21 protein-coding genes and 3 tRNA genes are annotated in these 20,217 nt (G+C 48.9%); 23 read left to right on the top strand and 1 reads right to left on the bottom strand.

Translation table 11 applies throughout. The features are described 5' to 3' along the window. Positions 1 to 20 precede the first annotated feature (20 nt). The 16 genes from HP568_RS06495 (at position 21) to HP568_RS06420 (ending at position 15,198) form a co-directional block, all read left to right on the top strand. On the top strand, positions 21 to 1,643 hold the full coding sequence (locus HP568_RS06495) for an amidohydrolase (RefSeq protein WP_173628668.1): 1,623 nt from the start codon (positions 21 to 23) through the stop codon (positions 1,641 to 1,643). Further along, positions 1,640 to 2,899, top strand: coding sequence for a M20 family metallo-hydrolase (locus HP568_RS06490; protein ID WP_173628667.1), 1,260 nt, complete (start codon positions 1,640 to 1,642; stop codon positions 2,897 to 2,899). Before HP568_RS06495 ends, HP568_RS06490 begins: the two co-directional genes overlap by 4 nt. 129 nt (positions 2,900 to 3,028) lie before the next feature. Further along, entirely contained in the window at positions 3,029 to 3,886 is an 858-nt protein-coding gene (locus tag HP568_RS06485) for a carbon-nitrogen hydrolase family protein (protein ID WP_173628666.1), read from the top strand. A gap of 36 nt (positions 3,887 to 3,922) precedes the next feature. Next, a complete protein-coding gene (locus tag HP568_RS06480; RefSeq protein WP_173628665.1) occupies positions 3,923 to 4,594 on the top strand; it encodes a GNAT family N-acetyltransferase in 672 nt (223 codons plus the stop codon). Positions 4,595 to 4,633: 39 nt separating this feature from the next. Further along, complete coding sequence (locus tag HP568_RS06475; protein ID WP_048032722.1) at positions 4,634 to 5,305, top strand: GNAT family N-acetyltransferase; 672 nt, start codon at positions 4,634 to 4,636, stop codon at positions 5,303 to 5,305. Positions 5,306 to 5,425: 120 nt separating this feature from the next. Further along, the gene (locus HP568_RS06470) at positions 5,426 to 5,761 is read left to right on the top strand and encodes a DUF4406 domain-containing protein (protein ID WP_173628664.1); all 336 of its coding nucleotides are present in this window, start codon (positions 5,426 to 5,428) and stop codon (positions 5,759 to 5,761) included. A gap of 24 nt (positions 5,762 to 5,785) precedes the next feature. Beyond that, complete coding sequence (locus HP568_RS06465) at positions 5,786 to 6,028, top strand: hypothetical protein (RefSeq protein WP_048032724.1); 243 nt, start codon at positions 5,786 to 5,788, stop codon at positions 6,026 to 6,028. Continuing rightward, the gene (locus HP568_RS06460) at positions 6,025 to 7,323 is read left to right on the top strand and encodes a sigma-54 interaction domain-containing protein (protein ID WP_173628663.1); all 1,299 of its coding nucleotides are present in this window, start codon (positions 6,025 to 6,027) and stop codon (positions 7,321 to 7,323) included. Before HP568_RS06465 ends, HP568_RS06460 begins: the two co-directional genes overlap by 4 nt. A gap of 162 nt (positions 7,324 to 7,485) precedes the next feature. Continuing rightward, positions 7,486 to 8,355, top strand: coding sequence for an energy-coupling factor transporter ATPase (locus HP568_RS06455; protein WP_048032726.1), 870 nt, complete (start codon positions 7,486 to 7,488; stop codon positions 8,353 to 8,355). Then, on the top strand, positions 8,352 to 9,212 hold the full coding sequence (locus HP568_RS06450; RefSeq protein ID WP_173628662.1) for an energy-coupling factor transporter ATPase: 861 nt from the start codon (positions 8,352 to 8,354) through the stop codon (positions 9,210 to 9,212). Before HP568_RS06455 ends, HP568_RS06450 begins: the two co-directional genes overlap by 4 nt. 13 nt (positions 9,213 to 9,225) lie before the next feature. Continuing rightward, positions 9,226 to 10,062, top strand: coding sequence for an energy-coupling factor transporter transmembrane component T family protein (locus HP568_RS06445; protein ID WP_048032728.1), 837 nt, complete (start codon positions 9,226 to 9,228; stop codon positions 10,060 to 10,062). 66 nt (positions 10,063 to 10,128) lie between these two features. After that, positions 10,129 to 10,686, top strand: a complete 558-nt coding sequence (locus HP568_RS06440; protein WP_056493023.1) for an ECF transporter S component — start codon at positions 10,129 to 10,131, stop codon at positions 10,684 to 10,686. Further along, positions 10,686 to 11,648 carry a P1 family peptidase gene (locus tag HP568_RS06435; protein WP_173628661.1) on the top strand — a complete coding sequence of 321 codons (963 nt, stop codon included), beginning with the start codon at positions 10,686 to 10,688 and terminating at the stop codon, positions 11,646 to 11,648. Before HP568_RS06440 ends, HP568_RS06435 begins: the two co-directional genes overlap by 1 nt. A 37-nt stretch (positions 11,649 to 11,685) precedes the next feature. Beyond that, positions 11,686 to 12,903: a M20 family metallopeptidase gene (locus HP568_RS06430; protein WP_173628660.1), complete on the top strand. Its 1,218-nt coding sequence runs from the start codon at positions 11,686 to 11,688 to the stop codon at positions 12,901 to 12,903. A 143-nt stretch (positions 12,904 to 13,046) separates the two neighbouring features. After that, positions 13,047 to 14,834, top strand: a complete 1,788-nt coding sequence (locus tag HP568_RS06425) for a M3 family oligoendopeptidase (protein WP_048032732.1) — start codon at positions 13,047 to 13,049, stop codon at positions 14,832 to 14,834. Positions 14,835 to 14,955: 121 nt separating this feature from the next. Continuing rightward, a complete protein-coding gene (locus HP568_RS06420; RefSeq protein ID WP_007722993.1) occupies positions 14,956 to 15,198 on the top strand; it encodes a hypothetical protein in 243 nt (80 codons plus the stop codon). 79 nt (positions 15,199 to 15,277) lie between these two features. Here the strand turns inward: HP568_RS06420 and HP568_RS06415 are convergent, their stop codons facing one another. Then, positions 15,278 to 16,186 (bottom strand): C40 family peptidase, encoded by a 909-nt coding sequence (locus tag HP568_RS06415; protein ID WP_173628659.1) that lies wholly within the window; start codon positions 16,184 to 16,186, stop codon positions 15,278 to 15,280. Between the two features lie 176 nt (positions 16,187 to 16,362). On the opposite strand from HP568_RS06415, the gene HP568_RS06410 reads away from it, so the two are divergent. From HP568_RS06410 to HP568_RS06380, 7 genes are all read left to right on the top strand, one after another. Continuing rightward, positions 16,363 to 16,439 (top strand) — tRNA-Asp (locus tag HP568_RS06410). 43 nt (positions 16,440 to 16,482) lie between these two features. Then, positions 16,483 to 16,558: transfer RNA gene (locus HP568_RS06405), tRNA-Thr, on the top strand. A gap of 7 nt (positions 16,559 to 16,565) precedes the next feature. After that, a tRNA-Leu gene (locus HP568_RS06400) sits at positions 16,566 to 16,652 on the top strand. Positions 16,653 to 16,832: 180 nt separating this feature from the next. Then, on the top strand, positions 16,833 to 17,879 hold the full coding sequence (locus tag HP568_RS06395; protein ID WP_173628658.1) for an NAD(P)/FAD-dependent oxidoreductase: 1,047 nt from the start codon (positions 16,833 to 16,835) through the stop codon (positions 17,877 to 17,879). A gap of 138 nt (positions 17,880 to 18,017) precedes the next feature. Further along, positions 18,018 to 18,647 (top strand): VanW family protein, encoded by a 630-nt coding sequence (locus HP568_RS06390; protein ID WP_173628657.1) that lies wholly within the window; start codon positions 18,018 to 18,020, stop codon positions 18,645 to 18,647. 26 nt (positions 18,648 to 18,673) lie between these two features. Next, positions 18,674 to 19,327, top strand: coding sequence for a hypothetical protein (locus HP568_RS06385; RefSeq protein ID WP_254551050.1), 654 nt, complete (start codon positions 18,674 to 18,676; stop codon positions 19,325 to 19,327). Between the two features lie 58 nt (positions 19,328 to 19,385). Beyond that, positions 19,386 to 20,012 carry a fumarylacetoacetate hydrolase family protein gene (locus HP568_RS06380; protein WP_048032737.1) on the top strand — a complete coding sequence of 209 codons (627 nt, stop codon included), beginning with the start codon at positions 19,386 to 19,388 and terminating at the stop codon, positions 20,010 to 20,012. Positions 20,013 to 20,217: the final 205 nt, after the last annotated feature.

Raw genomic sequence — 20,217 nt, 5'->3', positions numbered from 1 at the left:
TTCTTAAAGGAGGCAGTTACATGGCAGATACTGTTTTTCTTAACGGACAGGTGGTCACGGTAGATCAAGAGAATCGGGTGGCAGAGGCAGTAGCAGTCAGAGGGAATCGCATCCTTGTTGTCGGGTCTAGTGAAGATGTGAAACCGTTGATTCAATCACATACAAACGTCATTGATTTGCAAGGGAAGAGTCTATTGCCCGGCTTCATCGATGCCCATCTGCATATTACGATTTACGGTACGAACAAGCTGGGAGTCGATTGCAAAGCGAGAAGGATCACGTCAATTGATGAACTGCTCACTGCACTGCAAGAACAAGCGAAAAAAACACCAGCAGGGGAATGGGTGAGGGCATGTGGGTTCGATGAGAATCTCATGGTCGAGCAACGCTATCCGACACTTGCCGAGCTGGATGAAGTGACGACAGCGCATCCTGTTTTTGTCATGAGGACGTGTGCTCATCATTCTGTCGTAAACAGCAGAGCGCTTGCCATTGCGGGTTATGACCGAAACACAGCCGATCCCCAAGGTGGACGTATTGATCGTGATGCAGATGGTGAGCTAACGGGATTCCTCATCGAAACGGCACATATGAACATGTTTGAAAAAGCTGCTTTTACAGAAGCAGAGTACATCCAAGGCCTGCGATTGGCTTCGAAAGACTTTGTTGCTGCGGGCATTACGAGTGTCCACGATGCGGGAGGATACGGGCCAGAGAACTATCGGGCGATGCAAAAAGCGGTACAGAAAGGTGACGTGAAAGTTCGCATCTACGCAATGGTTTGTGCGCTGAATCAATCCGACGATTTTGTCCGAAAGATGATCGATGCCGGGATGGTAACAGGTACGGGGAATGCTCGCTTCCGAATCGGACCCGCGAAGGTTTTTACCGATGGGGCAAGCATTGCGCCCACGATGGCCATGCGTAAACCGTTCACCAGCCGACCCGATGATTACGGAATTCTCTACTATGAACAGGACGAGTTGAATACCATTTTGGGAGAGGCACATGCAAGAGGTTTTCAAATTACCGCTCATGCCCAGGGAGATCGAGCGATTGACATGCTGCTCACATGCTTTGAAACGGCACTAGAAGCACATCCGCGCGCGAATCACCGACATCGAATTGAACATGCGGGTGTATCTGCGCCAGATCTGCTGGCGAGAATGGCTCGGCTAGGTGTCGTACCCATTCCGAACCCTGCTTTTATCTACGATTACGGCGATTCGTATGTGAACAACATCGGAGAGCGTGTCGGGCATATGTTTCCGGCGAGAGATCAGTTCGACGCGGGGATCATTACGGCGGGAGCATCGGATAGTCCCGTGACTGATTTCAACCCACTGATCGGGATTCATGCTGCTGTTAATCGGTTGAGTAAAACAGGTCAGGATGTGGGGAGCAATCAAAGGGTCAGCATCATGGAGGCGATTCGCATGTTTACTTGGAACGGAGCGTACGCCAGTTTTGAGGAGGGGATCAAAGGGAGTATTGAGGTCGGGAAGCTGGCTGATCTCGTTGTGCTGGACGGCGATATTTTGGCAACGCGGGCAGATCGCATCAAAGAGCTGCGCGTAGACAAAACGATGATAGATGGGGAGTTCGTCTATCTACGCCAAGATGAGGAGGTTCTACAAGCATGAACGTAAAAGCGAGAAAGCTGACGATCAATGAAGAACGACTGCAAAAAAGAATCGAGCAATTGGCGCAAATCGGGAAAATAGGTGAAACGGGTGTATGTCGACTCGCTTTGTCCGCTGAAGACCGGGCAGGCGTAGAGCTGGTGCGTAGCTGGATGGAAGAAGCCGGTCTTCAGACCCGGATCGATGACTTCGGCAATTTGATTGGTCGGATGACGGGGAAGGATGAGCAAGCTCCGATCTTGATGATTGGCTCGCATATCGATTCGCAGCCGTACGGCGGTCAGTATGATGGGGTGATCGGGGTATTGGGTGGACTAGAAGTCGTCCAGACGTTGAATGAACAAGGGCTTATGCCGGAACAGTCGATTGAAGTCGTTGCGTTTTGTGACGAAGAAGGATGCCGGTTTCAAAAAGGACTGTTTGGTTCCAAAGGCATTCTCGGGATGCTGGACCCAACGGACTTGGAGAGGACGGATAAAAACGGGATCACACGCAGGCAGGCACTGATTGATTTTGGGTGCGACCCTGATTGCCTGGAAGCGTCTATTTATCCAAAAGGCAGCATCGGTGCTTATCTGGAGCTGCATATTGAACAGGGGCCGATTCTCGACGATGCAAAAGAAGCGATTGGAATCGTGTCGGCGATATCGGGGCCTTTGTGGTGGACGGTCGAGCTGACTGGCTTTGCCGGGCACGCTGGTTCCGTACCGATGCCGATGAGAAAAGATGCACTAGTCGGCGCGGCAAAAGTAATTTTGGCAGTGAACGAGCTGGCAAAGCTCGATCCACAAGCGCCAACAGTCGGTACAGTCGGTCACTTGGAGGTTTTCCCGGATTCGCGCAACATCATTCCCGAGCGGGTGCGTTTTTCGATTGATTTGCGGGATATCGATTTGAAGCGTCGCGATGAGCGCGAACAAGCGTTGCGCGAGGCGATTGAGCTAGCCGCCGTAGAAGGTGGATTGAAATATACCATTACGGAAGATACGAATAGTGACCCGCGTTACTGTGCCGACTGGATAAAGGCAATTATGCATGAGGAGAGCAGCAAGCTCGGTGCCTCTGTACGCGAGCTGATGAGTGGTCCTTTCCACGACGCATTGGCACTCTCCTACGTTTGTGATTACGGGATGATTTTTGTCCGCTGCAAGGACGGTATCAGTCATAATCCGCAGGAATACGCAGCCTATGAAGATGTGGTACTGGGAACAGAGCTGCTCTACAAAACCGTATTGCGGATGAGTATCAATCAATAAGAGAGAGGGTCGCCCGTCTAAGCGGATAGGCGACTTTTTTTCATACAGCCAATGACGAGACTTTACAGACTGTTTTTGATATATTTTAGTCTGAGAGGTTCTTATCACGTTTAAGGAAGGAAGAATGGCATGAAAATGCGTGTTTCCGCTGTGCAGTACCATCTGCATACCATACATAGCTTTGAAGACTTCGCCAATCAAGTTGAGCACTACGTGAAAAACGCGCAAGAGTACGACACAGAATTCCTCCTTTTCCCGGAGCTGTTTACGACTCAACTCATGTCAATCGGAGACGAGCAGGGCAATGCGCTGCCAATTACGGCATTGCCGTCATTCACGGATCAATATGTCGAGCTGTTTCGATCCCTCGCTGCCAAATATGAGATGCATCTGATTGGTGGAACACACATCATCGAGGAAAACGGCAAGCTTTACAATACGGCTTTTCTGTTTTACCCGGATGGACGTGTAGGGCAGCAGAAAAAAATCCATATCACCCCATGGGAAGTAAAAGGCTGGAACATGGGGGCTGGCGACTCGTTGCAAATCTTTGAGACCAACAAAGGGAAGGTCGCGATGATTATTTGCTACGACATCGAGTTCCCTGAGTGGGTGCGCATCGCCAAAGCACGGGGCGCAGACGTCATTTTCTGCCCATCCTGCACGGATGATCGCCACGCATTCCACCGCGTACGTTACACCAGCCATGCCCGGACGATTGAAAACCAGGTGTATGTCGTGTTGACTGGTACTGTAGGCTCGCTGCCGACAGTTGATTTCATGCGAGCGAACTTTGGACAAGCGGCGATCCTGACGCCAAACGATGTTCCATTCCCTCCTCGTGGCGTTCTGGCTGAAGGGGAGATCAACCACGACATGATGGTAACCGCTGACTTGGATATCCAATTGCTATACGACGTACGAGAAAAAGGCTCCGTCACAACGTGGCGCGACCGCCGCACCGATTTGTATACCGACTGGAAGTAAGCAATCCATCGTGATTTGGACAGCAGGAGGATGAATATGTACAGAAAAGAGCTGTATGTATTTGAAGGGAACAAGCCGCGGAAAGCCGTTATTCGCAACTACAATCGCGCAGATTTCTTCGAATTGATCCAAATACAGGCGGAGAGCTTTCCACCACCGTTTCCGTCTGAGCTATGGTGGAACCAGGAGCAGTTGACGAACCATATTACCCTGTTCCCGGAAGGTGCCATTTGTGTAGAAGTGGACGGTGTTTTGGCAGGTTCGATGACAGGGTTGCTCGTGAAGTTTGATCCGGCTCACCCCGAACATAAGTGGGAAGATGTCACGGATAGCGGTTATATCCGTAATCATGATCCTGAGGGTGACACGCTGTACATCGTAGACATTTGTATTCGTCCGAGCTTCCGCAAGCTGGGATTGGGCCAACAGATGATGCAAGCGATGTATGAGCTGGTGGTACAAAAAGGACTGCGCAGATTGCTCGGCGGAGGTCGCATGCCAGGATATGGACGTTATGCAGACCAATGGACACCTGAGCAGTATTTGGAGCGTGTTCTGACAGGAGAAGTAAGAGACCCGGTGGTTACATTTCTCATGCGCTGCGGTCGTACGCCTGTTCAGGTCGTGGCGAATTATTTGGAAGATGAGGAATCTCGCAACTACGCGACACTCATGGAATGGAAAAATCCATTTCAGCAGCATCTCTAGGGTTTTTCCGACATAATCGATCGAGAGGGGATTTGACTGATGGAATTCGTACGTATTCAACATATCGACAATCCGCTGTTTGCGAAAATGCACCGTTTGATGCAAGAGGTTTTCCCACCTGAGGAAGTATTGGAGTACGATCTGTGGAAAGAACCGCTGGAAGATCCGGGCATTCGCGTATTTGTAGCTGTACACGAAGGAGAAGTTGTGGGGGCTACCGAATACCGTTATTACACGGACATGAACGTAGCCATGACAGACTTCACGATCATCGGCCGAGAAGGACTCGGAGTGGGACGATTCCTCGCCAGAGAGCGTCAAAAGGACCTGCTTGCTTTGGCTGCTGAAAACGGCAAGGAGCTGTACGGAATGTTTGCAGAAATCTACGACCCGTACCGTGTGGAAGAACACAACTTTGGCGGAATCAAGCCGATGGACCCATTTGTACGTCGGGAAGTGCTCTCTCATCTGGGATACAAGCGTACGAACTTTGCATATGTGCATCCGTCCTGGCAAAATGACGGCGAAGCGGTATCCGGACTGGATCTCGGCTTTATGCCGACAAACGAAGAGCAAACGACCCTCGAAGCGGATCTGATCGTCACCTTCCTGAAGCGTTATTACGCCGTGCTTCCACAAAAGCCACAAGCATGGCTCGACATGGTGAAAGACTTGGAGAGCAAAGAAACGGTGGAGCTACTCCCTATTTAATCGCAAGACAACAAGAACCAACTCTCCTGTGGAGCATTATTCACGGCTCCATGGGAGTTTTTCGTAGTAGGGTAGTCAGATTATTACGAAAAATTCAAGCTGGATGAAGAGGGAATCAAAATGAAAATTATCACCCTATGCGGGTCTACCAAATTCAAAAAGGAATTTGAGCAGGCGAATACGTATCTGACGCTCCAAGGAAACATCGTGATGAGCGTAGCCTTTTTCGAGCAGAGTGAGGGTTTTGCGATATCACAGGAGCAAGCAGATCTACTCACAGACATTCACTTTCGAAAAATCGATTTGTCCGACGAGATTTTTGTCATCGATGTAGAGGGGTATATCGGTAGCAGTACAAGCAAAGAAATTGCGTATGCAAAAGAACAAGGGAAGCCCGTTTATTATTACTCCAAGAGTGGGATCAACGATAACGTGATTGCCGCATTCTTTCTCTAACCAGAAAAAACAGAGGTGAAACAGGTGAAAGCTCAAAATCTAGCGTCGATCTTCCTCTACATAGCCGTCATCTTTCACTTGCTGGGCATGAGTGGCTGGACTTCTGCAAAGCTAGCACAACCAATCGAGCTCGCCATCCTCGGGCTGATGCTCCTGTCTATTTTCATTTTACGGAAAAAGAAACGAAAAAAGCGTCGGGCAAGTAGACGAGCACCGGAAGTAGCAGTCATGCTTGAGCATGCCGAGGAAGGAGAGCCGGGCAAATGATCCATGACATCCACATGCAGGCGATTCTGGATGCTTCTCATGACGGGATCATTGCGGTCGATCGGGATTCCATTATTATCGGGGTCAATAAAAATGCGATGGAAATACTCGGCCTGCCAGGCAATATCGTTGGACAAAAAATTACCCGTTATATCCCCAATTCAGATATGTTGAGAATTTTGGCAACGGGGAAAAAAGAGATTGGGGACATCGCAACGATCCTGAATCGACAAATTATCATCAACCGGTTGCCGATTGTCGTAGAGGGTGAAATCGTAGGTGCTGTGTCCACTTTTAAAGAGATCACCGACATTCAAAAAATGGAGATGCGCATTCGCAAGCAGAGCATGGAGAGCGGCTTGGAAGCCAAATTCCGCCTGGAGGATATCGTTGGAGATTCTTCTGCGATCCGCGAAGCGAAGGAATGGGCGGAAACTTTCGCACGGACAGATGCGACGGTTCTCATACAGGGGGAGTCCGGGACTGGCAAGGAGCTGTTTGCCCAAGGGATTCATTTGAGCAGCCAGCGTGCAGCCGGGCCGTTCATTCCGGTTAACTGTGCGGCTCTCCCCGGCAACTTATTGGAGAGCGAATTGTTTGGATACGAGGAAGGAGCATTTACTGGCGCGCGCAAAGGCGGAAAGCCTGGGCTGTTTGAATTGGCACACGGAGGGACTCTGTTTCTCGATGAAATCGGAGAGATGTCGATCCCGATCCAAGCGTTGCTCTTGCGTATCTTGCAGGAGAAAAAAGTGCGCAGAATCAGCGGGGAGCGTATCGTCCCTGTCGATGTGAGAATCATCGCGGCAACGAATCGGGATTTGGAACGACTGGTAGAGGAAAAGCAGTTTCGTTCAGACCTGTACTTCCGATTGAATGTGTTGACGCTTGAGCTGCCTGCTTTGCGAGAACGAATTGAAGATATTCCGCTATTGGTGGCATCGATCATGGGAGAAATCAAGGAACGGGAAAATAAAAGGCATCTGAAAGTAGAGGAGGCCGTTTTCCACGTTCTCAAACAATATGACTGGCCAGGCAATGTACGAGAACTGCGCAACGTGGTAGAAAGAATGGTTTTGCTCTGTAAGAATGACGCGCTTGGCAAGGAGGACACGGCTTTTTTTGCCAAGAAGCTGTATCAGCGACAATCTTACCGTGATCAAGAAGAGAGAGAAGCAGAAGTCATCCGAAAGGTTTTGGCGGAAACGAAGGGAAACAAGGGAGAGGCGGCGAAAATTTTGGGAATGGATCGGTCCACCCTGTGGAGAAAAATGAAGCGCTACGAAAGATTGTAGAAATTGATGCAAGCGCAACATCAGCGATGCATGTTTGCAACAGAGTTATTCAGTTTCTTGTTTAATTTACAGAAAATTTAAAACATATTCATTTGGCATGGTAGTTGCTTATTGATGGAGAACACAGCACATACGACTTTTACGAAGAGGCGAGGGGAGAGCATGACACCACAACCGATTATTCGTGTAGAAAATGTCTCGTTTGCCTATCAGGTTAACCAAGATCAACAAATTCCTGTCCTGCAAAATGTCTCCCTAGAAGTGTTTCCAGGAGAGTATGTTGCCATCATCGGTCATAATGGGTCCGGTAAGTCAACGTTGTCTAAGCATCTCAATGGAATTTTGACTCCAAACGATGGCGATGTCATTGTTAACGGTATCAACACACGTGAAAAACAGCGAATTCACGAAGTGAGGAGCCGTGTCGGGATGGTTTTTCAGCATCCGGACAATCAGATTGTCGCGACGATTGTAGAGGACGATGTGGCCTTCGGATTGGAGAATATTGGGACATCTGCGGAAGAAATGAAAACGCGAGTGGATAATGCTCTAGAGGCTGTTGGGATGAGTGCCTTTCGTCATCGACCGCCTCATCATTTGTCTGGCGGACAAAAGCAACGGATCGCCATTGCGGGGATATTGGCGATGAAGCCGCAAGTCCTTGTCATGGATGAAGCGACGAGTATGCTGGACAGCTACGGTAGACAGGATATACTGGCAGTCGTTCGCAAGCTGCATCGCGAAGGAATGACGATCGTCACCGTGACTCATCACATGTCAGAGGTAGCAGAAGCGGATCGCGTCATCGTGATGGAGGGTGGCAAGATCGTATTGGAGGGTACCCCGCGTGAAGTGTTTTCCCATCAGGAAAGACTACGCGAGCTTCATCTGGATGTTCCGGACGCGAGCCGAATTGCTCATCTCGTTCACTCCGAAAATAGCGAATTTTCACCTGATCTCATCCACAATGAGGAAGTTGTCGCGGAGGTTAATCGTCTATACGTCAGGCAAGCGGAGGCGAGTGGTTCATGACGCAACCGATTGTAAACGTAGAAAATCTATCTCATGTCTACATGCAGGGAACACCCCTCGAACATCGGGCTCTCGACCAGGTAAGCATACAGGTGGCAGAGGGCGAATGCTTGGCGATTATCGGCCATACCGGATCGGGGAAATCGACGTTAATCCAGCATTTTAACGGCCTGATTCGCCCGCAATCCGGTACAGTCATCATCAATGGAATGGATGTATCTTCACCCAAGATCGATATTCGTACGTTACGCAGACAAGTGGGGCTCGTTTTTCAAAACCCGGAGGATCAACTGTTCGAAAAACTGGTCGGTGATGATGTAGCCTACGGCCCTTTTCGGATGGGGCTTCCTTTAGAGGAAGTGCGGCGACGCGTTCAGTGGGCGATGGACTTGGTCGGCCTCTCGTTTCAGGAGATGAAAGACCGTCCCACTTTTGCCTTGAGTGGCGGACAGAAACGCAAGGTGGCATTGGCTGGCGTCCTTTCCTTGCAACCCAAGGTTCTCGTGCTTGACGAGCCAACAGCAGGGCTGGACCCGCGCTCTCGTCTTGAGCTATTGGAACGCATCCGCCGTCTCAATCGGGAAGAAAAGCTAACGGTTATTTTCGTCTCACACAATATGGAAGAGGTCGCCAAGCTTGCGGATCGTGTCTACGTCTTGGCAAACGGGAAATCAGTCTGCGAAGGGACACCGCGACAAATTTTTGGCAATCAGGAATTGCTGCGACAGCATCATATCGGCACACCAGAATCGGTTGATATTTTATACAAACTCCGTGAACAGGGCTACAGCATCGATCCTAGCGCTTTTTTACCCGAAGAGACAGCGATGGAAATTTTGAAACTGTTGAACCGCTAAGGAGGGGGTCCACATGTCAGCAGAATTTGAATTGACGCGCAATATTACCATCGGTCAATATTTACCCACTGCTTCGGTCGTTCATCGTCTCGATCCTCGCTTCAAGCTTGGTGCCTTCGTCATTCTCATCCTAGCCATTGCCATCTGCGATACATACGTGGGTAATCTGTTTGCTTTAGCCATTTGTATCTGGATGTTTCAAATCTCAAAAATCCCCTTGCATTACGGCATATCCGGGATCAAGCCAGCTATCCCCTTTATCATTATTTTGGCGATCATGCAGTTGCTTTTTTACGGGGAGGTTGTCAATGGCGGAACCGTTTATTTGAAATACGGCTTCATCACGATCACAAGTGAGAGTGTGCGCCTCGTCATCGTGTCTGCCATGCGGTTTGTAGAAGTGATCTTCTTATCAAGTGTCCTTACGCTCAGCACTTCGACGACGGAACTCACGCACGGCATGGAACGACTGCTGGGGCCTTTGGAAAAAGTAAAGTTTCCCGTTCACGCGTTTGCATTGATCATCACGATTGCTGTGCGCTTTGTACCTACCTTCGCGATGGAAATGGAAAAAATGATGAAAGCACAAGCGTCCCGTGGTGCAGATTTTGGTACAGGAGAATGGTGGCGGATCATCCAGCGAACAAAAGATATGTTTCCCATCATCATCCCGCTATTTAATGTGGCACTCTCCAGAGCAGAAGATTTGATTTTGGCAATGGAAGCCAGATGCTACACACCAGGTGCTGCACGGACCAGATACACCCAATACAAGGCAGTGGGCAAGGATTACGTCGCGCTGATCGCAAGCATAGTCATTTCTGCCGTCATGCTCGCCATACCTTGGTAAGGAAGACTAGCGGGAACTCGCCCGAATAGGGCATTCCACATAAAACTCGTAAAAGGAGGAGTATGCATGGAAAAAGGCTTGACCGTTCGCAAGATTGTCATTGCAGGCGTTCTGGGCGCGATAGCGATTTTGCTCGGGGTGACACGTCTCGGCTACATTCCGGTTCCGACAGCAGCGGGCAATGCCACTATTATGCACATCCCGGCTGTTATCGGGGGCATAATGGAGGGCTGGGGCGTTGGTATGATCATTGGCCTTATATTTGGAGTCTCTTCTTTCTTAAATGCCACCGTCCCGCTGTTTAAAGATCCCCTTGTCGCCATCCTGCCACGGTTGTTCATCGGTGTGACTGCGTACTTGACCTATGTCGGTTTGAAAAACGTCAATCAGTACTTGGCGATTGGTGCCGCTGGCTTTATTGGGGCGATGACAAACACGATTTTGGTACTGGGCATGGCCGTTATTCGAGGATACATGACGCTTGGTGTAGCGACAACAGTCGCAATCACAAGCGGTTTGCCAGAAGCAATTGTTTCTGTCATTGTTACATTGGCTGTCGTTGCGGCTTGGAAGAAATTGGGCTCAGCGGGCAGACAAAAATCAAAAATTTCAGGAGACTTATAATGACCGGAACGATTGTTGACGTACCCGGCGTTCTCGTCGGGCATGCACAAAACGAAGAAACATTAACGGGATGCAGTGTGATTATGCTGGAAAAGCCGTCTGTCTGCGGCGTGGATGTCCGGGGTTCTGCCCCGGGCACCCGCGAGACAGACCTTTTGGACCCTATCAATCTGGTGAGTGTCGTCCATGCGATTTGCCTCTCAGGTGGCAGTGCATACGGTTTGGATGCTGCAACAGGTGTCATGCAGTATTTGGAGGAACAAGGCATCGGGCTAGATGTTGGCTATGGCGTCGTTCCTATCGTTCCAGCAGCCGTCTTGTTCGACCTGGCTGTAGGCGACTATCGGGTTCGTCCGGATCGTCATATGGGCTATGAGGCAGCGCAGGCAGCGAACCGTGAGACAGTAGCACAAGGAAACGTCGGTGCTGGTACAGGTGCGTCAGTAGGCAAGCTGAATGGATTTGCGAATGCGATGAAGAGCGGGTTGGGCACAGCTTCCGTGATTTTACCCAATGGACTCGTCATAGGCGCAATCGTCGCTGTAAATGCGGTCGGTCATGTCGCAGATCCGCAGTCAGGGACGATCATAGCCGGGCCGAGAGATGAACAGGGAACCATTCGAGATAGCATGGAGATGATGCGCCAGCAAGCCTTTTCTCCGATCCCACCAGGTACGAACACGACGATTGCCGTAGTCGCGAGTAATGCCCGCTTGTCCAAAACAGAAGCAAAAAAAGTAGCGCAAATGGCTCATGACGGGCTTGCCCGTACGATCCGTCCGATTCACACCATGTACGATGGCGATACGATCTTTGCTGTAGCAACAGGCGAAGTAGAGGCGAGTGTAGACCTGGTGGGCGCGTTGTCCGCAGATGTGCTGGCAGAAGCCGTCATCCAAGCGGTTAAGCACGCAGAGGAAGCAGGGGGACTGCCATCTTATCGCAGTTACTTCCAGGAATAGGTGTAACATAATTGGATGCAGAGGAGAGGATTGTCGGATGAATCAGGTGATATCCTTTGTTGACGAGCAGGAAGTTGTGCGCCTAACGCAGGAGCTAGTTAGAATTCCGAGTGTGTTTCGCCCCGATCAGGCAGGAGCGAATGAAGAGCGGGTCGCACTATTTGTCGCCGATTATCTTCGCAATATGGGTTTGCAGGTCTTCTATGAAGAGGTTGTTCCGGGCAGACCGAATGTCATCGCTTTTTACGATTCGGGCAGGCCTGGCAAAACGCTTTTGTTCGAAGCCCATACAGATGTCGTAACAGAAGGGGACCGGGATGCTTGGAGCTACGATCCTTTTGGCGGGACAATATCTGGTGGACGTATCTATGGACGTGGCTCCTGTGACACAAAAGGAAATCTGGCTGCCGCGATATGTGCCGTCAAAGCTATCCAACGATCCAAACAGTCTTTTACAGGAAAAATTCTCCTGTGCATCCCTTGTGATGAGGAGAGCATGATGATCGGGATCAAAGATTTCATCCGTCGCGGCTGGGCCAACAACGTCGATGCGGCGATCATCTGCGAACCGGAAGAAAATCAGCTCTGCATCACGCAAAAAGGAGCTATGCGAGCCATCCTTCGTACGTTTGGCAAAATGGCGCATGGTGCCATGCCACTGACGGGAATCAATCCAAACACAAGGATGGCACGCGCCATAGTTGCATTAGAGGAGCTGGAGCGCAAGGAAATGGCTCGTCTGGGAGAGCACCCGATGTTGGGGTGGCCGAGTATCACTCCGACGATTTTGCAGGCACCGGTCAAAGGAGACGCCCAAATTAACGTCGTGCCGGATCAATGCATGACTACACTTGACATTCGCACGGTACCCGGGCAGGACCACCAGGAGCTGTACAAAGAAATCAGTGCGATATTAGAAGGTTTAAGCAAAGAAGATGACAAGTTCAAAGCCACCTTGGAAGTCATCGAAGAGCGTCCTTGGACGTTGACTGGCATGAAGGAAGAAGTCGTGACCGCTGTCGCGAGCGCCTATCGGGAAATCACGAAAAAAGAACCCGTATATAATGGCGTTCCAGGTGCGACAGATGGAACCTTCCTGCACAAAGCAGGTATTCCAATTTTGACGACAGGCGCAGGCGATCGTCACATCCCTCATCATGCAGATGAGTACGTAACGATTGACCAATTGGTAGAATCCACCCAGCTTTTTGCCTTGTCTGCATTAACGTTTTTGACGCAGTCAGTACGAGCTTGATCGCCTACAAAAGAACTCTGCTTAAGCTAGTGGCAGAGTCTTTTTATTCTCGAAAAAGAAGTTTTCTTAGTAAAAACTTGCAGAATCCATCTAAATTTTTTTACAATAGGCTTGTTACATAAGCGAAAAGGAGGCGCGTGCCCATGAATATGCGCTGGAAATTGGATGTCTTGTATTCCTCGTTTGATGCACCAGAATGGAAACAAGATTGGGAGAAGTTCGTACGGGAAACAGAAGAGATCAAAAGCTGGGCAGCGCAAAACTTGCAATCATCAGAAGATGCAGTAGCGAAGATGGAGACATACATCACGATGATGACCTCCGTTCTGCAAACGCAATTCCGCTTGTACGCCTACGGAGAGCTGACTGCTAGCGTAGATGCCAAGAATGAAGTAGCACTGCTCGCGATTGAAAAAGTACAGAATCAGGCTGTGGAATTGGTTGAACCAGGCGTGCAATTCCAAAAATGGCTAGGAGCGTTGAGTAACCTGGACGAGTTGATTAGCCGATCGGAGCTGTTAGAAACACACCGCTTTATGTTGACAGAAATGTCAGACAAGAGCAAATACATGTTGAGCGAAAAAGAAGAAATCGTCCTGGCAAAAATGAAAAATACAGGGTCAAATGCATGGACAAAGCTCCATGAAATGTTGACTTCCACTTTGCTGGTAGACATTACAATCGATGGGGAGCACAAGCAGCTTCCATTGCCAGTGGTGCGGAACATGGCGAACGAAAAAGATCCGCAGCTTCGCAAAACGGCATACGAGGCGGAGCTTGCCGCTTACAAAAAAATCGTTGAAGCTGCTGCTGCCAGCTTGAATGGAATTAAGGGCGAGGTTATTACCGTAGCGAAGCTCAGAGGCTATGAATCGCCGCTGGATAAGACGTTACAAGACTCCCGCATGGACCGCGAGACGCTCGAAGCGATGCTTCAGGCGATGCGTGAGAGCCTGCCATCCTTCCATCAATACTTCCGTACAAAGGCGAGGCTGCTCGGTCATGAGAGTGCTCAGTTGCCGTTTTATGATTTGTTTGCGCCAGTGGGCGAGGCAGACATGCGGTTCTCGTATGAGGAATCCCGCGACTTCATCGTGAAGCACTTTGGTAGTTTTAGCGAAAAACTCGCCAACTATGCAGCACGAGCTTATGACAATCAGTGGATTGATGCTGAGATTCGTGAAGGCAAGCGTGGAGGGGCATTCTGCTACAACCTGCACATCGTAGGGGAGAGCAGAATTATGTCCAACTACACAGGCAGCTACAGCGATGTGAGTACAATGGCACATGAATTGGGACATGGCTATCACGGTGAATGTCTCGTAAACGAAGCATTCTTGAATAGCGAATACCCGATGCCAATCGCCGAAACCGCGTCCATTTTGTGCGAAACCATCATTGCCAATGCAGCGCTTGAACAGGCGACCTCCGAGGAAGCATTTGCGATTTTGGAACATGATATTAGTGGTGCAAGTCAGGTGATCGTCGATATTTATAGCCGTTACTTGTTCGAGACGGCTGTATTTGAGCGCAGAACAGAAGGTGCCTTGTCTGTTTCCACATTGAACGAACTAATGCTGCAAGCGCAAAAGGACGCTTACGGGGATGGTTTGGACCCGGCAGCCCTACACCCGTACATGTGGGTATGCAAACCGCACTATTATAGCGCGGATTACAATTTCTACAACTTCCCGTATGCTTTTGGGCTTCTGTTCGCAAAAGGCTTGTACGCAGAGTATCTCAAGCGCGGGGAAGCTTTTGTTGAGCAGTACGACAAGCTCTTGTCTGTAACAGGCAAAATGAGTGTTGCAGATGTAGCAGCTATTATGGATGTTGATGTACGCTCAGTCGATTTCTGGCGGAATTCACTCTCTTTGGTTGCAAAAGATATCGACAAGTTCGTTGAGCTCGCGTCTGCACGACTGAACTAATATAAAAAGAACGTCCGCTATGTCATTAGCGGACGTTTTTTATTCATGATGCAAAGCGTTTTTGTGCGCATAGGGAACAGAGGGGAAGGAGAAAGTAAGAAAAAACAGATGAGGTGATTACGTGGTAAACGGATTGCAGTTACTCGACCTATTACGGGAAACGGAGAACAAGATGCTGCATTTACATAGAGCCATAGACAGAGTAAGCAGCGAGCCGGATTTCAAGGAGTCTGTCAGTGTTCTTACTGTAGTCGTTCGTGATTATCAGCTTCAGCTCGACAAAATGAAGCAAGCGTTGGGCAAAATCGAAATCGGAGGGCAACAACAGCAGCAACAGCAGGCCCATAATACCGAAATACATTAAGCACAAAGAAAGACAAACAGCCCTCGAACTGCTGTAAAGGCAGATAGGGCTGTTTGTTTGCTTTTATGTGTAGGAAAGCTTACTGGAAATTAGCGTAACGCTTCACTCCGTAAAACGGGTAGAGCTTATGCATGTATTCTACTTTGCCATAGCGAACATCTTCGCCATTCGCATGCACGATTGCTCCATTACCCAGATAGATCGCTACGTGGGACACGCGTCCTTTACCAAGCGCATCGTAGAACAAGAGGTCACCAGGTTGTGCTTGATCCAGTGATACTTCTTGACCGCCACGGAATTGATCTTCAGAAGTGCGCGGAAGTGTAACCCCAAGCTGCTCAAAAACGTATGAAGTAAAGCCACTACAATCAAAGCCATTCGGAGTAGTTCCGCCTAAGACGTAAGGTGTATTGAGCAATGGTTCAAAAATTTCCTTCATCCGACCCAGATCTTCTTCATTTATCTCGGCAGGCAGCGAAACGGTAGAAGTGAGGTTTGGACTTAGGAACTCTGTAGCAACGTATGCTTCACGATCTTCGAATTCGATTTTCGTCCATTCACTACCCGTTTCTACGACTTCTACAATGGAACCGAATCTTAGCTTGCCTAATACTTTTGCGTCAGTCGAAGGCTTTTTACGCACATTCAGTACATCACCAGTGACGCGGGCTTTTTCCCCAGCGGTTAGTTCTTTCGACTCACTGGTAGCGTTGTCATTCTGATCGACAGCTACATCGGAAGGAAGGTCAGGCTCAATGGAGCCAGAAGTGCTTGCACCATGAATAGACAAAGTTTGTCCAATTGACAATCTATCATCGTTCAGTTGGTTCCATTGAATGATTTGATCCACGGTTACTTGATGCTCGCGAGCGATCTTGCTCAGCGTATCACCTGCTGATACCACATATGCCGATGAGGATGCATGGGCAGCAGTAGGCAGCAGAGTGAAGAGCGCGAGGAAGGTGAGTAGCCTTGAAGTCTTTTTCATGTCATCGTCTCCACCAATCTACTAAAATCTGCATATCTAGCTAAAATTCTAGCGGATTTTGCTTGGTAAATCTATGAAAAAAATAATCTTTATTTTATTTTTTAAAAACTATTGCATCAAGAGATAGGAATGTGCTATATTACAGAAGTCGCCGCAAGCTGGAGACAAAACTACATGGAGCTGTGGTGAAGTTGGAGTTCACGCCGGTCTGTCACACCGGAGGTCGCGGGTTCGAGTCCCGTCAGCTCCGCCATTCTTTTACTAGAATGTGCGAATTACATAGTTTCTCGTAATGTGCCGGTATAGCTCAATTGGTAGAGCACCTGACTTGTAATCAGGGGGTTGTGGGTTCAAGTCCTATTGCCGGCACCATTTTTATGCGGTCGTGGCGGAATTGGCAGACGCGCTAGATTCAGGTTCTAGTGGTGGCAACACCGTGGAGGTTCAAGTCCTCTCGACCGCACCATATGGTAAACAACAGGTTCGTAAATTGGCTGATGAAGCTAATTACGAGCCTTTTTATTTTTTCTTGAATGTTGAATCCTCCTCCATTTTCCATTACAATCACAATGTGATAATGAATCTCATTTTCAATGTTGTTTTTGATGTTTCATAAACAAACATGAGAGACGGTGGAGGGGTAGTTGTGGCAAAACAGTTGGAGCTGTTTGATGTAACCATTATTGGCGGTGGCCCTGCGGGTATGTACGCTGCCTTTTATAGCGGAATGCGCGATATGAAGACGAAACTCATTGAAGCGAAAGAAGAGCTCGGTGGACGAATGTTGATCTATCCAGAAAAGATGATCTGGGATGTGGGCGGTGTACCCCCACAACTATGTGAAAAGCTGGTTGCCAATCTGGTGGAGCAAGCAAAGACATTTGATCCCACCATCGTGCTAGGCGAGGCGATTATTGGACTGGAGCCACAAGAAGATGGCACGTACATACTCGTTGCAAAATCGGGGAGACGACATTGGACTCGCACGATCATATTGGCTTTGGGCCGAGGCATTTTGAAAATGGCAAAGCTGGAGATCGAAGGAGCCGAGCGCTACGAGGTGACAAATCTTCATTATACGGTGCAGGAATTGGAGCCATTCCGTGGGAAGCACGTCCTCATCTCAGGGGGCGGGGACTCCGCGGTCGATTGGGCAAACGAACTGGTGCAAATCGCAGCGTCCGTAACTGTCGTGCATCGCCGTGATGTATTTGGTGGACATGAGCGGAATGTAAAGCGCATGAAAGAGTCATCTGCGATCGTTCGCACTCCATATGCGGTCACGCAATTGCAAAGCTCAGACAAAGAAACGATCGATAAAGTGACGATACGTCATTTGGAGACAGACGAGACGGAGCAAATCGATGTAGACGCCATCATCGTCAATCACGGATTGAAGGCCGATTTCACCGGGATTAAAGAGTGGGGCTTGGACATGGATGAGTGGAACGTGTTTGTCAGTCCTCGCCTGGCAACGAATCTGCCAGGTATTTTTGCGGCGGGAGATTTTGCGAGCTTCGACAGTAAGATTACGTTGATCGCGGGAGCATTCACAGATGCTGCTGTGGCTGTAAACAGTGCCAAATTGCACATAGACCCGGTAGCAGATCGGATGGCCTATGTTTCTTCCCATAACCAGCGCTTTAAGGAAAAGAACAAAGCCCTTGGGGTTATGGATGAGGACGACGAGTAGAACTGCTGTAGGCCAAAAAGCCCAACATTTGCAGGTTGATTGTCGCTTTCCCCATACGTTACATTGTTAGTGGCAAGGTGTAATAACAATGACAGGCTATATATAAATCGATCAACAAATGTGGGAGAGGAAGTAGAAATGAAGAAAGTTCGGCATTGGCCGATCACGATAGCGACAGTGGCACTTGTGTTCTCACTAGGTATGAACTACGCGCCTGAGCATGCAATGGCGTTACAAGTAGACCCGTTATCTCCTGCTATCGACTTGCAGGGAAAGTTACAGGAAAAGTATGTGGAGAAGATGGACCTCAAGGAAGAGGAGGTTCTCGGGTTTTATTACTCTTCGATGAAAAACAGCACAGATGCGCGTAAACATAACATCAAGCAAGCATTGAGCAAGATTCATAATGAAAAAATCAAGCCGCAACAGGTGTTTTCTTTCAATGAAATAGTGGGAAATTCGAATTTGTCTGAGGATGGTTGGCAAAAGGCCGGCGTTATTCAGAATGGCCAGCTCGCCGATGACTATGGAGGCGGGATTTGTCAGGTTTCCAGCACGCTTTACAATGCCGCTGCTGAAGCGGGGATGATCATGGTGGAACGGCATAACCACAGCAAATCAGTGGGATACGTACCTCTGGGTCAAGATGCTACAGTAGCCTATGGTTATAAGGATTTTAAATTCACCAACCTGTATGATTTCCCTGTGAAAATTAAAGCAAAATCATACGATGACGAACTTGTTGTGATTGCGATCATACGTGCGTAGCTTAGCAGGAATAAAGGGGGCATCCTATGGATGAACCCCGTTTTTTTCGGCATTTCGTCAGGAAAAAAATGGATGGCTATTTCGTTTTGAGTCATGCATTCCTGACCATACTGTATGTAGAGGGAGGTGCCGTGATGTTCGTTCAGGTGACAGGTGATTCAAACAATCAAGAAGTTCTCGTCATGGGAGAACGGTTAGATCGCCAGCAGGATGGTTACTATCTTTTGCCTGGGAGACTCGTCCACGCATTGAAGCCACAGGATTTGCCGGTAGGAATCCCATTCAAGCTCTCAGGTGCGCTGCCCTCTGGCTACGGCTTTTATCGGGAGGACTCTGTTATTTTTCGCCGGACGAATGATACTCCCTCCCTGTGGATTGATGTTACTTCTACATATATGGTTGCTGAATGGGATGGTTTGTTCTCGGTAGAAGCGACGGTTGAAGCCAGAAAGCATGTTGTGGAACAACAGCAGCAGTTTGCGTTTGTTCTCTCCGAAGCGACAGAGCAGCAAGTGATTTTCCATTACGAATTTTCCTGGAGCTCTGAGCAAGAGATGGACCTGGAGAGTGCATTGGAATCTATTTGTGATACTGTGATTGAAGTAGAAGCACGAGGAAATGCCCGTCTTTGGCCAGGCTATCGAAACTGTGTGGAAGAGGACGAACAAGACAAGCTGTAATACGCCGTGCAGCCATGATATAGTGAAAAAAGAGACAGCCACCAAAGGAGAGGACAAAATGGAGTCAGTCAAAAATATTTACTGTATCGGGCGTAACTATCGATTGCATGCAGCGGAGTTGGGGAACGATGTGCCAACCAAGCCAATGATCTTTGATAAGCCAACACATGCGCTTGCAATGGCAAATGGCGAGGCGATTGAGCTTCCGGCATCTCGTGGAGAGCTCCATTATGAGGCGGAGCTTGTGATTCACATCGCGAGACCATATGAGGCTGGGGTTACACTTGACGAAATGATTGACAAAATAGCACTCGGAATCGACTTTACTTTGCGGGATGTTCAGAGCGAGCTGAAGAAAGCAGGGCATCCATGGTTGTTGGCAAAAGGGTTTAAAAATTCAGCAATTTTGACGCCGTTTCATCCTTTCCCTGGTATCCATGAGCTGCACCAAACGGATTTCTCCTTGCTGAAAAACGGAGAGCAAGTGCAACGCGGCAATCTGCGTGATGTGATTTTTGATTTGCAAACCATTATGGCCTATATTTCCGAAAATCTAGGTCTGGATCAAGGGGATATCATTTACACGGGTACGCCAGCGGGGGTAGGCCCAGTTACGGATGGAGATGTCCTGACTCTCAAGTGGGGAGAAGAGACCTGGGGACAGTTTACGGCGAACATGAAATAGGTACAAATGGAGAACCATCTTCTGACAGAAACATGCAGAAGATGGTTTTTGTTTGGAGTTCGAGCCAGCAATATAGCGGGTTTTTGCGAAGAAAATCATCTTTGATACCGTTTTGTAACTTTTATGGTTCCATGGAACTAAGAAGTAGCAACCGCCTACATTACACCTTGTTTTCTGACTAGTCCCATGCTACCAATTCCATCAT

The organism is Brevibacillus sp. MS2.2 (assembly GCF_013284345.1).
In the GTDB taxonomy this organism is placed as follows: domain Bacteria; phylum Bacillota; class Bacilli; order Brevibacillales; family Brevibacillaceae; genus Brevibacillus; species Brevibacillus brevis_C.
The sequence above is the reverse complement of the archived record's forward strand: the minus strand, read 5'-3'. Positions and strand labels throughout refer to the sequence as shown.